General features: G+C 27.2%; 12 protein-coding genes. 5 read left to right on the top strand and 7 right to left on the bottom strand.

Annotation, left to right across the window (positions count from 1 at the left end; all coding sequences use genetic code 11):
• Window positions 1–26: 26 nt before the first annotated feature.
• The 3 genes from J3E06_RS06920 to J3E06_RS06910 form a co-directional block, all read right to left on the bottom strand.
• On the bottom strand, window positions 27–1205 hold the full coding sequence (locus tag J3E06_RS06920) for a hypothetical protein (RefSeq protein ID WP_013180803.1): 1179 nt from the start codon (window positions 1203–1205) through the stop codon (window positions 27–29).
• A 220-nt stretch (window positions 1206–1425) separates the two neighbouring features.
• Window positions 1426–1863, bottom strand: a complete 438-nt coding sequence (locus J3E06_RS06915) for a RecB-family nuclease (protein ID WP_013180804.1) — start codon at window positions 1861–1863, stop codon at window positions 1426–1428.
• Between the two features lie 78 nt (window positions 1864–1941).
• Window positions 1942–3228 carry a DNA cytosine methyltransferase gene (locus tag J3E06_RS06910; protein ID WP_013180805.1) on the bottom strand — a complete coding sequence of 429 codons (1287 nt, stop codon included), beginning with the start codon at window positions 3226–3228 and terminating at the stop codon, window positions 1942–1944.
• Between the two features lie 64 nt (window positions 3229–3292).
• Here J3E06_RS06910 and J3E06_RS06905 point away from each other — a divergent pair, with 64 nt between their 5' ends.
• Together J3E06_RS06905 and argH are read left to right on the top strand one after the other, a co-directional pair.
• Window positions 3293–3736, top strand: a complete 444-nt coding sequence (locus tag J3E06_RS06905) for a CoA-binding protein (protein ID WP_013180806.1) — start codon at window positions 3293–3295, stop codon at window positions 3734–3736.
• 244 nt (window positions 3737–3980) lie between these two features.
• A complete protein-coding gene (gene argH / locus J3E06_RS06900) occupies window positions 3981–5438 on the top strand; it encodes an argininosuccinate lyase (protein WP_048187228.1) in 1458 nt (485 codons plus the stop codon).
• A gap of 45 nt (window positions 5439–5483) precedes the next feature.
• Here argH and truD read toward each other — a convergent pair whose 3' ends face one another.
• Together truD and J3E06_RS06890 are read right to left on the bottom strand one after the other, a co-directional pair.
• On the bottom strand, window positions 5484–6701 hold the full coding sequence (gene truD, locus J3E06_RS06895; protein WP_013180808.1) for a tRNA pseudouridine(13) synthase TruD: 1218 nt from the start codon (window positions 6699–6701) through the stop codon (window positions 5484–5486).
• Between the two features lie 183 nt (window positions 6702–6884).
• A complete protein-coding gene (locus J3E06_RS06890) occupies window positions 6885–8009 on the bottom strand; it encodes a 3-dehydroquinate synthase II (RefSeq protein WP_013180809.1) in 1125 nt (374 codons plus the stop codon).
• 333 nt (window positions 8010–8342) lie between these two features.
• Between J3E06_RS06890 and J3E06_RS06885 the strand changes: the two genes are divergently transcribed.
• The 3 genes from J3E06_RS06885 (at window position 8343) to J3E06_RS06875 (ending at window position 11057) form a co-directional block, all read left to right on the top strand.
• Window positions 8343–9221 (top strand): RIO1 family regulatory kinase/ATPase, encoded by an 879-nt coding sequence (locus tag J3E06_RS06885; RefSeq protein WP_048187608.1) that lies wholly within the window; start codon window positions 8343–8345, stop codon window positions 9219–9221.
• 306 nt (window positions 9222–9527) lie between these two features.
• Window positions 9528–9968, top strand: a complete 441-nt coding sequence (locus J3E06_RS06880) for a Tfx family DNA-binding protein (protein WP_013180811.1) — start codon at window positions 9528–9530, stop codon at window positions 9966–9968.
• Window positions 9969–10010: 42 nt separating this feature from the next.
• On the top strand, window positions 10011–11057 hold the full coding sequence (locus J3E06_RS06875) for an mRNA surveillance protein pelota (protein ID WP_013180812.1): 1047 nt from the start codon (window positions 10011–10013) through the stop codon (window positions 11055–11057).
• 104 nt (window positions 11058–11161) lie between these two features.
• On the opposite strand, the gene J3E06_RS06870 is transcribed toward J3E06_RS06875, so the two are convergent.
• Both J3E06_RS06870 and J3E06_RS06865 read right to left on the bottom strand, forming a co-directional pair.
• Window positions 11162–12253 carry a Coenzyme F420 hydrogenase/dehydrogenase, beta subunit C-terminal domain gene (locus J3E06_RS06870; protein ID WP_013180813.1) on the bottom strand — a complete coding sequence of 364 codons (1092 nt, stop codon included), beginning with the start codon at window positions 12251–12253 and terminating at the stop codon, window positions 11162–11164.
• Window positions 12254–12365: 112 nt separating this feature from the next.
• Window positions 12366–13139, bottom strand: coding sequence for a hypothetical protein (locus J3E06_RS06865; RefSeq protein WP_013180814.1), 774 nt, complete (start codon window positions 13137–13139; stop codon window positions 12366–12368).
• Between the last annotated feature and the right edge of the window lie 260 nt (window positions 13140–13399).

Here is a 13399-nt window from a genome sequence, read left to right as displayed (position 1 = left end):
TTTCCTTCAATTTAGGTATGCTCTATTTATTTTTTTAATTCATCATTATTTTTATTATCTTTATTTTTTTCATTATCTTTAGTTTTAGAATATTTATTGATATTATAACAAAGATAATCCAATGGATGAGTGATTTCTTTTAAATTACAAATATCATCTGGTCTACAATAGTAGTTTAATCCCTTACCGCCGTCAATTTTCCAATTTTTACAATATTCACAATGTGTAATGTGGTCAGTAACTTTATAGCCAATGTTATGGCTTATGTAATATCTGGTTTTTTGAGTATCAAAATCTCCAACGGTACTAAACATTGCTATTAAGTCATCGATGAATTTTTCAACGTCTTCTTCGCTTGCAATATCTGTAGCATTTTTATTACAAATTTCTCCGTCTTCTAAGGGTCGTACATTAGGATTCATTTGAGATACAAACCAATAAACTACAAAACTACGTCTCGCATAGTGGGACGGTGAGCCACCTGTTAATATATCATTTAAAAGTTCCCGTATACAAGGAGGATGCCATTCTTCTGGTATAACTCCATTAAATCCTTCGTATTCTATTTTTATACCCGTATCTGTATTAAATACTATCTTTACATCTTTCAATGATAAATCCACATATTCTTTAAAAAATGCTTTTAAATCTTCAGAGATTTTCTTAGCTTTTATTTTTTGAACTGCTTCTTTCATCTCTAACCTTATTTTTTCATAAAGGTATGTTTTATATATTTCTTCAGTTAGGTGTACATAAATACCGTCTTTTTTATTTGATAAATCCATACGCTCTAAATGTAGGTCATTATTATGAGAATTGCTCGCTATTTTAATAAAAGTCCAAATGTCTATTTCATAACCGCCTCTTGACATTTTAGGTTTAAATTCTCGTACTGCTAATTCTTCAGAGATTTTTTTAACATAATAATTATTATATTTACTATATGAAATTATAATTAAAATAAGGTAGTTAATTAATATATCTTTTGAACAATCGTAAGGGTGTATATTATCGTAGAATTCTTGTATATATTCGTAATATGTATTTTTATTTAAATCAATGGAATTTTTGGGTTTTTTATCATTTTCGTAATTAGTTTCAAAAAGTGATTTAAGTCGATAATGAATAAGCTTTTTGTTTTCATTTTTTTCTAATTCTTCAATTAAATTTAAGTTTGAAACTTCTTTTAATTTTTCAAGGAACATCAAATCACTTGTTATTTTACTTTTTAGCTTTTATTTTTCGCTTTTATATTTAATTTTAAATTTTTTATAAACCCTTCGTTATAACTTATAAATTATAAATTAATAATAAATAGTATCTTAAAGTATTTTAAATTATTCAATAATTTTTTTAAACTTATTTAAAATAAAAAATAATATTAAAAACGTAAGAAATAAAGAGTATGTTAAAATTAAACTTTAATTATTGGTCCTTTAAAGTATTATATAAAAGGATTGAAGCTTCTCCTATTGGGCCTATATTTACGCCTAAGAGATGTTTAGGTTCGGCATTTGCAGATTCGATTTCTTTTAAGCTAAAACCTGAGTTACTTCCACAAAATACAATTAAATCTTTTTCCCCAATTTCTTCAAAATTGAGTTTTTCTTTACCTATATTACTATTTGTTATCATTATTACTTTTTCAGGGTTTAATATTTCTATAGCATCGTTTATATCTTCCAAATATACTAAATTTTTGTTATTTTTGATTGCCATTTTTTGAACTATTGGTATGCCATTCTGAGCAGCAGAACTTGATGCTTTTGTAAATACTATAGTATTCAATCCCATTCCAAAAACTACTTTTGCAAATTCTTCAACTTGTTTTGAGCTAAATGAGTTATGTAGTGCAATATACATTTTTTCACCTTTTTTAAAAATATTAACCAATTAATAATTTATTAATCATACAATACTTATCTATTAATTTTAATATCCTTATTTATCTACTTCTAAGCTTTTTAAGTATTTATAAACTTCTTTAGCAATGGCATTTGACAATGTGGGCGGTACACTTTCTCCAATTTGGTTGTATGTTGATGTTAGTCCACCGGCCAATATATGGTGGTTTGGATACCCCATAAGCCGAGCTTGTTCCCGGACGGTTAATAAACGCTGTTTATTGGGATGTATAAACCTACGCTGACCCATAACTGTATCTGAAACATCATTTTCGTTAATTAATATGTAATTTTCTAAATTACCCTTTGAAGCTTTAAATTTAACTGCACCAGAGCCTACTTTAGTATCTTTTAATTTTTTTGAAATTCTTTCGGCCAATGGATATTGTTCCTTGTTTAAATTTAATTCATTTACCCTAAATTTTTGGGTTTCTTCAGATTTTTCATTTTTTTCTAATTTTTCAACGTTTTTAATAGTTTTAAATGTATATTCATCTTCTAATATATCTCGAACTATGTTTTTATGTTCCGACCATTCGGGATTTAGTTTTATATTTGATACAATTATTCTTTTTCTAACTGATGGATTTCCAAAGTTTTCCGCATTGAATACGTGGAAATATATTTCATTATATCCTACCTTTGCAAATTCCTGCTCTATACATTCCCATAGTTGCCAATTAAGCATCCCGGGGACATTTTCCATAACAAAAACTTTAGGTTTTAAGTCCCCTACGATTCTGATGTATTCTAAAACCAATCTACCTAATTCATCACTATATAGTCTATCATACGGATTCTTTAGCCTTTTCGGATTTGCACCAGTATATCCTTCACAAGGGGGACCTCCAATTAATAAGTCTATATTATTACTACTTAAACTGCGTATATTACCTAAATTATTGTCATTTTTATCATCGATAAATTTTAAAATATCTAAAGAATGAATTTCACGAATATCTTCATTTAATATAATAGGACTTAATTTATCGTAATTATTTATTTTTTTAAAAAAATCTATTTCTTCCTTAGACATAAAATCTTCAAGTTTAAAGTAATTTTCTTTTAAAATATAATTATACTGCCCATTTTTATAGATTTTTTCATATATTTTTCCATTAAAATTTAAAGCATAAGAACTAACTGGGTTTTCCTCAATTTCAATAGCAACTAATGGGTTAAATCCTTCATCTATAAAACCTCGTGAAAATCCCCCACACCCGCAAAATAAATCAACAAACGTAAAATGGTTTTTTTCGTTTTTGGAAGTTTCATTATCCTTTTTTTTACAATGGGAATCCTTTTTTAAACCATTTGGTAGCATTTTTTCACCTTATACATAATAATTATAATATGGTATTTACATATTTTAAGATAGGGGTGATAATGTGAAAGCAAAGGCATTAACTTTATCAGAAAGTTATGATGTATTAAGAGATGCTAAAAAGATAGCCATTATTGGAGTTTCCCTTGACGAACGTCGTGTAAGTAATAGAATTACAAAAATTATGATTGATTTAAATTATGATTTGTATCTTGTAAATCCAAAATATAATGGTCAGAATTTTGAAAATTACCCTATTTATGAATCTTTGGAAGATTTAAAGAATAAAGTAGACTATTTGGACATTATATGCGTATTTAGGAATCCTATCTATATGGAAGAAGAAGCTAAAAAAGCCATAGGTTTCGGAGATTTTGGAATATTTTGGATGCAACCAGGTACTGATAGTGATAATGCTATAGATTTAATGTTGCGAAATAACCACAGCATTGTAAAAGAAAAATGTATCGGAGTTTTGGCAACTGATTTAAAATTAAAAGGAAATTAAAATATTAATAATTTAATTTGTTTATTTAATTAATAATTAATAATTTAATTATTACTTCACACTATTTTATAATATATTTTATAATATCAATTAATATGTATTCGATTAATTTTTTAATATTTATAATTACTATATAGCTATATAAATATATAATTAAGATGTTATATAGTCTATATATTAATTATTACGTATAATTTATTAAATTAATTTAAATATTTTCGATATTGATTTGATGGTGAAATTTATGAAAAACATACTTAGAAGGGGAAGACTGGGAAGTAATGTAAATGAAGATGTAATGAAATATACAACCAGTTTGGAATTTGATAAAGAGATATTTGAAAGCGATATTTATTGTGATATTGCACATACAATAATGTTAACTGAGCAAAATATTATTTCAAAAGAATATGGGTTAATAATTATCGAAGAATTGAAAAATATTTTATCAAAGGGGATGCAAAACCTAGATTTAGACCCTTCACTCGATGATATTCATATGGTTATTGAAAATGAACTAATTAAAAAGGTAGGGGAAGATATAGCGGGTAGAATGCACACGGGAAGAAGTAGGAACGACGAAGTTGCAACTGATTTAAGATTGGCTTTAAGAAAAAAAATCCTTGAAATATTGGCAATGATTTTAAAATTAAATAAAAGTCTTATAAAATTGGCAGAAAATAATAAAAACACTCTTTCAGTTGGATATACTCATTTACAACAAGCTCAACCTGTTACTTTTGGTCATCAAATGCTTAGCCACGTTTCAGCAATAGAAAGAGATATTTTAAGATTTTTGGACACTTACAAACGTGTAAATATTTGTCCTTTGGGTTCGGGGGCGATGGCAACAACAGGATTTACTATAAATAGAATTAAAACAAAAAATTTACTTGGCTTTGACGATATTATACATAATTCAATGGATGGTGTTTCTTCAAGGGACTTTATAGCTGAGACAATGTTTGATATTTCAATGCTAGGTACTAATTTAAGTAAAATCTGCGAAGAATTGATTGTATTTTCATCGTGTGAATTTGGAACAATTGAAATAGCTAATGAGTATACTTCTACCTCTTCAATAATGCCCCAAAAGAAAAATCCTGATGTAGCAGAGATTTCAAGAGCAAAACTTTCCACTTTAAATGGTGAATTAGTATCTGTACTTACAATATTAAAAGCACTACCAAATACATACAATAGAGATTTACAAGAAATAAGCCCCCACCTTTGGAAAACAACGGAAACAGCCCTCGAAACATTACATATGGTTGAAGGAATGGTTTCTACTTTAAAAGTTAATGCTGAAAAAATGGAAAAATTAGCAACTGAAAATTATTCTACAGCAACTGAATTAGCCGATACTTTAGTTCGTGAATGCGGTATTGCATTTAGAATGGCACACGGAATCGTAGGGGAGCTCGTAAAAGATTCTATCGAGCAAAATGTTCCAATTTCCAACATTATTTCTGAAACACTATCTAAATATGATTTAAATTTGAGCGAAGAATCTATTAAAAAAGCATTAAATCCAATGGAAAATGTGAAACTTAGGAAAGCAATGGGTGGACCAGCACCTAACGAACTTGAAAGAGCAATTAATCATTTTAATTCAAAAATAAATGATTATGAAACAGCTATTTCTGAAAAATATTCTAAAATAGAAGATGTAGAATTTAATTTAATTAATTATAAATTGTAATATTTTATATTATTTTTTTAACATACTTTGATTTTTGCAATTTTTCTATTTTTTATATTTAACGCTATTGAATACTCCTTTTATAATTCCGGTTGCGTAAGAACCTTTTTTTAGGCTAAATTTTATGGTAATTTTATATTTTCCGTTATTTAATTCATCAGATTTGAATTTGCCATATTCTAAATTTTCAGGAATATTTAAAATAGGTCTGTTAAAGTTTCTAAATTTACCTTTAATTAAATTGTCATCTGAAAAATCTTTAAATTTAAGTTTATTTCTTTTTAAAACTATATTTATCGCATTTACAAGTTCTTCATCAATTTCCAATAAGTTTTTATCTAATTTATCATACAAAAGTGGCATTTCTTTAATTTTTAATTCTTCGAATAATTTTTTATCAATTTTTGAATAATATAATAATGAACCACAATCATAATCAATATATATTCTATTTTCTACAGGCAATACGCTTTTTAAATATTCTTTAACAGATTCATTCCATAAATAACTCTGATATGCTGCTATAAATAGGTCATTTAATCTAACGTCAATATATTTGTATGCTTCTTTATATTTACCAGTATTTTTAAGCTTTTTTAATACATTTATATACATTTTAGACTTTATATTATTTTCTGATAGATATTGATAGCATTTTTCCCAATCACCCCAATTTTTAGCAATATATCTTTTTAAATCTTTTATTGTTTTATTTTCACTTTTTCCGTATTTCGTTAACAATATTTTAAATATTTCTTCAAAGTTATTTTTTAACATATATTCTGCAATAAATTTACCTTCAAAAACACTACCAAATCGCTGATTATCAAAATAATTTGGAACACCCTGCTCTAAATTTCTTATGTTTTCTGCAATATCTAAGAAATAAGTTTTATCTATATTTCTAATTGTTATTTCAAATTCATTGCCAATTAAATCCCCTATTGTTAACTTTTCAGAAGAATATCCAATAAATGTTAATTTTAAATTATTTTCCTTTATATTTATTTCGTATTCTTCCGGTATCGATATATATTGTTTAGTGATAGCGTGTCTATCTTTCAAACCGCAATATCCTATCTCTTTTAAAGGTATTTCTTGAGATTTTGATATATATGATATAGCTTTTAAATTTTCCATATTTTTTTTGCATAATTCATATATTTTATAATTTTTTTCAGAAGAATCTTCTTTAACCAAAATATTTTCTAAATTTAAAAGCTCTTGAACTTTAAAATCTTCTGGTTTTTGCCTTAATTTCATAATATCACTTATAAAAATGTCGTAATTTGAATAACTTTATAATTTAAACATTTAGATTGTAATTAGTATTAAAATAAACTATTAATCTTATGGTATACTAATTTCTTAATAATACTAATAATCATAAGAGTATAAAAAAATAGATTAGAATGTTATATTATTTATAATTGATATATGTTGATTTTATTTTTCGATGATGGTTTCTTCAATTGACATTCCAAAATGTCTTGCTTTATCTTCTATTTTTACAAGGATTTTGTCGCCTTCTTTTAAATTTACAATAGATATATCTTTACCTTTTTCATTTACTAACCTAATGGTTTCAGCATTTTGTAATATGGTTCGTAATGTTTCTCCTTTGTAATCGGCTTCTAAAAGATAAAGTGGCCTTTTCTCGATTTTTGCCCTACCTACTATAACTTCTCTTGTTTCACCTTTGGAACTTACGGCAAGAACCTTGTCTCCCGCTTTTAAGTCGCTAAGGTATTTTGTTTTGTTGTTTGGGCATAGTACGTATGCATGAACTGGTCCTGCATTAACTCGGAAAGGTCTCGTGGCCACATATTCATTTTCAACACTCTCAGCATGCACTAAAAATAACGCTTTTGAGTATGAACCAATTAGCATACCTTCGCCAATATTTAACATGGAACAAGTATCGATACAAACTCTATCTCCACTACCGATTGGTTCAACTTTTTTAACTGTAGCAATATCCATTTTCAAGTTTGGAGAGTTCAATTTTGAGATTAATTCTGAAAATTTTTTGATTTCGTTAATATCCTCGGAAGCTAAAGCTACGCCATCGACCCCTTTTTCAAGGATTTCATAAGCAACTTCGGCATCTTTGACACCTTTTGCCAATGAAACTATTTCTATTTTTGTAGTGAATAAATCAGCGATTAAATTTTCCAATGGAATTATATTCCAGTCTTTACCTTCAAGTATTATATAATCAATTAACCCAGTTTTGCTTAATTCTGAGGCCATTACTTCGTCATTTTTTGACATTATTTTAATTAAAATGGCAATTTTTTTATTGACATCTTTTTTTAAATTTGAAATTATCTCGATATTTTCTTCAAGTTTTTCCGTTATATCATCGTTATCGAGTAATATTATATCTGAATTAAGATTTTTTGAGATAATATTCATTTTACCAAGTTTTTTTAATGTATTTAATTGTTCATCCGTTATTTTGGGTATTATTATTGAATTTACAGAACTTTCCAATGAATCTGTAACTGTTTCTTTAATTTCATCCCATTCATTACTCACTGTATAAATAAATCCAAATTTTGAAGCCATATTATCACCAAAATATATTATATCTTTGATTTTTTTAAATTTTTAATTTTATTTAAATATGCAAATAGGTTATACGTTCATATTTTAAATATATAACCATTAATTTTAATTAATAGATTTAAGTTTTATGAAAATATGATAAGACTATATATAGTAAACGACACTATTTGTTATCAAATATTACAAATTTATGGAAAATTTACTTAAGATATTTCTTAAATTATACTTCTTAAATTATACTGTACTGTAAAATTAAGCTATTGACCATATTTTGGTTATTTTAAACATTTTGAGGTGTGGATTATCGATAAATTACTGATTTATATGAAAAATATGGAAGATTTGGATTGGAGAATACTGAGGATTGTTGAAATATGTCTTAAGAATCACGAATGGGTACCAATTCAAGAAATTGTTAAAAAGGCTAAATTAAATCAAAATGAAGTTTCGTACCGTATTTCAAGATTGGTACGCATAAAAATGTTAAATACTTCGCAATATGGGTACAGGGTATCTCATTGGGGTTATGATGCTTTAGCTCTTGACACTTATTCTAAAAAAGATTTAATCGTAGGTATGGGCGGTAAAGTTGGTGTTGGAAAGGAAGGGGATGTATATAATGTTTTATTACCGGATAATAGAAATGCAGTATTAAAATTTCATAAACACGGTAGAACTTGCTTCACAATGGGGAAAAGGTACAGAAATTACCTTGCAGACAAGCGACATATAAGTTGGCTTTATTCTTCACGTTTAGCTGCCGAAAAAGAGTTCGAAATATTAACTGCACTATATCCTATAGTTAAAGTTCCCGAACCTATTGCAAATAATAGACATACAATTTTAATGGGTAAAATTGAAGGTACGGACTTAAAAAAAGCTAATTTATTGAATTTGGGTGTAAATCCTGAGGAATTATTTAATGAAATAATAGAAGAAGTTAAAAAAGCTTATAAATTGGGATATATTCACGGAGATTTGAGTGAATTTAATATATTGATTAATAACGAAGGTGATTTTGTAATAATAGATTGGCCTCAGGTTATTGAGTTAAATGAAAATAAATTTAAGTTGGAAAAAATTACCTCAAAAGAAGTAGAATATGATGCTGAATCCTATTTAAAAAGAGACCTCGGTAATTTATTACGTTATTTCAAAAAATACAATATTAAAAGGGATTTAGATACAATATATGATTATATAATTAATTAATTACTTAGTTATTTATTACTTATTTTTTATTTTTTTTAGTTTAAGTCTTTTTGATTTTAGTTTTAATTTTAGTTTTATTTTTTAAACTATTGGACAATACAATATTTTGATAGTATTTATTTTTGGGAAAAATATGGTAATTAGAAATAGTTAACATTTAAATAATTACAGTTGTATATATGTAATTATGTTTTTAAAATTTAATGGCTATTAAATAAAGTCATACTTTTAGATGCAAGATAATTAAAATTAACATCTAATTTACATATTAAGTTAAATATCGAGAAATGGGGATAATGTGGTACTATGGAATCATTTTTAACAGAAGTTCAAATAAAAGTATTGGATTTACGGAAAAAAGGACATACTCAAGACGAAATAGCAAAAAAGATGGGTACAAGTAGAGCAAACATTAGTATGATTGAAAAAAGAGCTAAGGAAAATGTCGAAAAAGCACGGAATACGCTAAGTATTTACAGTGATATAATCGCACCATCGAGAATAATAATTCCTGAAGGTACAGACGTTTTTGAAATACCTAAAATCGTATTTTCAAAATCTGACGACGATGAGATTCATGTACGATACACTTCTTTGGAAATCATGGAATTTATAAATCAAAATGCTAAAAAATATATAAGAAATAGGTTTGTAAAAGAGCCATTTATCGTTACTATTATGCAAACTGGGGAGATTTACATAACTTCAATAGATTCAGAACAAAATTCTGAACAGAAACTTGCATAATATGCTAAATTTAGAAATATCTAAAATTAATTTGGAGATATAATGAAAATAATAAATCAAATTCCTGAAAAAAATTTAATAAAGTTAATGCCTGAAAATTTAGATGATTTATGGCATTTATCTAATATAATACAATACAATAATGCAGTATCGGCTTTAACTGAAAGAAGAACTGAAGATAAGGGGGATAAATTACGAGCAGACCGTGGTGTGAAAAAAAAAGTATATTTGGGCGTAAAAGCTGAAAAAATATCTTTTCACGAAGATACAAATCGTTTAAGAGTTAGTGGTAAGATAATACACTGTCCTGACGATATTCCAATAGGTGCTTATCATACGATAGATATAGAACCGTTATCGCAAGTATCTATTCAAAAAAATTGGAAACCGTGGGATTTAAAGCGATTAAAGGAAGCTGAGAATTCTTCAAAAAATCCTAAGATTGTAGTTGTTGTATTGGATGAACATACCGCAAATATTTACACGGTAAGAGAATATGGGGTGAAAGAATTAGCGGAGTTAAAATCAGGACTTTCTAAGAATTTAAACTCAAAACAAAATGAACAAATGCGTTTTAGTTATTTTTCAGAAATTGCGTCTATTATATCGGAATTTTCTGGTAAAATATTAATCACAGGTACGGGCTTTGCACGTAATAACTTTCAAAAATATGTTTCTGAAAAATACAAGGAATTATCGCCGAATATCGTGGTTGAATCAAGTAATCACACGGGTAGATTGGGATTACAAGAAATTTTAAAATCTGGTATAATTGATAGGATATATGGGGAAGCGAGACTAAGTAAAGAATCTCAGTTAATTGAAAAATTACTTGAAGAAATATCTAAAAAAGGTTTGGCAGCATATGGTTTGGCAGATGTGGAAAATGCTTTAAATTATTGTGCGATTGAAAAATTACTTATAACAGATGAATATTTACGCTCTAAAAGAAGAAACATTGAACAAATGGTTATCGAAGTAGAAAATTCAAATGGGGAATTGGTTGTCATATCTACAGAACATGATTCCGGGAAACAACTTAAAGCACTTGGCGGTATAGCGGCACTTTTAAGATTTCCAATCAATTAACTAAATAATCGTATTAATAAAATAATAAAATAGTTTTCAAAAATATGTAATTTTATAAATTATTAAAAAATAATTTTTTTAAGTGATATAAGATTAATTAATATTTAATTAATTGAAATATCTTTTCTATCTCTTATTTTCATTTCAGCTAATTTTGTAATATCTTCCGTTTTTACAGGGTCTTTAACTTCAATATACCTATTTATGATAGCTTTATCAAATAATCCTTTTCCCCAATTATTTCGTATAATAATTGTTGAAACACCTTCTGGTGAACCTACATTACCTACAGATAAATCTGATGGATATCCGGTAAAGTCTTTACAATATTTACAACCAGTTCTTACGATTTGTTCTAATTCTTTGATTTTATAGGATTTTATATTGCCGTTATCCAATATAACGATGAATTTTCCTTTTCCAATTTCCATTTTTTTAATATCCCATGGATTAATGCCTTCTTTTTTCAACATTTCTATTAACGGACCGTATTTCATTGTCTCATAACAGAAAAGACCTATTTTAAATCTTATGGCTTTTTCAAAAGGTTTTAATAAATCATTATTTGAGTTTACTATTGAATTTATAGACTCCATTACACAAGGAGTTCCTACAATAGCTAATCTTTTGAGTTTTTTATCGTAAACTGCTTCTCTTAATGCTTCTAATATTGGTACATTCCAGCTGTATCTGCTACCTGACGATTTAAGAACTTCTTCTTTGGAAGTTGCTAAAAATGATTCTGGTTCCATAGTCCACTTATCTTCAAGCATAACTATTGCACCATCTATTAAATCCTCATCAAAAGCTTCGGCTAATAGTGCCGTTACAACACCGCCACTTTGAACAGAATCATTACTTTTTATGGCTTTAGCAGTTTTTATTTCTATATATTCGCCAATGGATGATTCAGGAACTTTTTTCGTTAAAATGCTTGATGAAGTTCTTGGACAAGCATCATAACAAGCACCACATTTTACATTATAATTTGTAACTTTACAAAATTCAAAAGATAATGGTGATTCACTTGATTCGAGTTTTCCACATTTTATTTGGTCGCAACCAACTCTCATAGGTTCGTCTTCCATGAAAAATATGTTATCGCAAGGACACACTGCAACACATGCACCACAGCCTGAACAAGTGCCAACGTCCCAAACTTCCTTTTTTAAATCTAAATATGATTTATTAATCATGATAACACCTTAAGGGTAATTTTATTGCATATTTTGATTTTTATTTAGTTATTAAATCTATGTCATTGTTATTTTTTCATTTATTTTTAGTATTACATTAAATTAATTAGAATTATCTTATATCTGGGGTGTATAATTTTTTAAAAGGCCTACTTGAAATCGGAGCAATTTTTGTGTATGTCGAATTTAATAAGTTATTTTTTATTTCGTTGCTGTAATTAAATTCTTTACAATAATCTTCCACATAATAAGTTATTTTTTCTAAATCTTCACTATTAAATTCTTTGATATCGGCAGCTACACCCAACTGATTCTTATCAACTTTTCCACGTATGTATATTACTCCACCATGAATTCCAGTACCTAACATAGAATTTTTTACAAATTCAGTATCTTCTGATTTCATATTTAAATTTATAATAATACCGCCAGCCATATATTCGCCTAAAAAGTCGCCTGCGGTTTCTCCAATTATTAGAACAGGTGTTTTGCCTTTATATTCTTTCATGTGTATGCCACTTCTGTAGCCCACACTCCCCTGAACATAAACGGTGCCACCTCTCATAGAGTGTCCCGTAGCATCGCCACTACTGCCGTGAATTATAACTTTTCCTTCATCTAAGGTATTTCCTGGAGCATGGTCTGCATTTCCATAAACTTCTATTCGTGGACCTTTCATAAACATTGCTAAGTCTCCGCCAGGTACCCCATTAATAATTATTGTTAAATTTTTCTTTGAGATTGCATTTCCGATAAATCTTTGACCTAATACATTATCTAATGTCAAAACTTCTAAATCAGGATTTTCTTTAATGATTTCATTAATCTGCTCATTTAGTTCTTTGTAATATATACCGGAAGTATCTATTGTTACTTCTTTACTCATTATTTCACCCTTGGATTAGGCAATAACTAAATTAGGATTTTAATATTGCAAAAATCTTTAAAATCTGGTTAATTTATTTTATCTTATGTATATTATTTTGATTTTTAGCAGTTTTAAAAATGTAAATTAAATTTAAAATATATGTAAAATAAATATAAATTAAATTTAAATCATATTTTAATCTTTATTAGTAATGATAAATATAATATAAAGAATATAATTTGATATATTCATTTATATCGTATTATATTTGGTATGTG

Origin of the sequence: Methanococcus voltae (assembly GCF_024807655.1) — an archaeon.
GTDB lineage: Archaea > AGJL01 > Methanococci > Methanococcales > Methanococcaceae > Methanococcus > Methanococcus voltae_D.
The sequence above is the reverse complement of the archived record's forward strand: the minus strand, read 5'-3'. Positions and strand labels throughout refer to the sequence as shown.

Excerpts from the sequence above, each read along its gene's own strand:
- J3E06_RS06875 (WP_013180812.1), top strand. The coding sequence starts at position 10,011 with ATGAAAATAATAAATCAAATTCCTGAAAAAAATTTAATAAAGTTAATG.
- J3E06_RS06890 (WP_013180809.1), bottom strand. The coding sequence starts at position 8,009 with ATGGCTTCAAAATTTGGATTTATTTATACAGTGAGTAATGAATGGGAT.
- J3E06_RS06870 (WP_013180813.1), bottom strand. The coding sequence starts at position 12,253 with ATGATTAATAAATCATATTTAGATTTAAAAAAGGAAGTTTGGGACGTT.
- J3E06_RS06880 (WP_013180811.1), top strand. The coding sequence starts at position 9,528 with ATGGAATCATTTTTAACAGAAGTTCAAATAAAAGTATTGGATTTACGG.
- truD (WP_013180808.1), bottom strand. The coding sequence starts at position 6,701 with ATGAAATTAAGGCAAAAACCAGAAGATTTTAAAGTTCAAGAGCTTTTA.
- J3E06_RS06910 (WP_013180805.1), bottom strand. The coding sequence starts at position 3,228 with ATGCTACCAAATGGTTTAAAAAAGGATTCCCATTGTAAAAAAAAGGAT.
- J3E06_RS06915 (WP_013180804.1), bottom strand. The coding sequence starts at position 1,863 with ATGTATATTGCACTACATAACTCATTTAGCTCAAAACAAGTTGAAGAA.
- J3E06_RS06885 (WP_048187608.1), top strand. The coding sequence starts at position 8,343 with ATGGAAGATTTGGATTGGAGAATACTGAGGATTGTTGAAATATGTCTT.
- argH (WP_048187228.1), top strand. The coding sequence starts at position 3,981 with ATGAAAAACATACTTAGAAGGGGAAGACTGGGAAGTAATGTAAATGAA.
- J3E06_RS06865 (WP_013180814.1), bottom strand. The coding sequence starts at position 13,139 with ATGAGTAAAGAAGTAACAATAGATACTTCCGGTATATATTACAAAGAA.
- J3E06_RS06920 (WP_013180803.1), bottom strand. The coding sequence starts at position 1,205 with ATGTTCCTTGAAAAATTAAAAGAAGTTTCAAACTTAAATTTAATTGAA.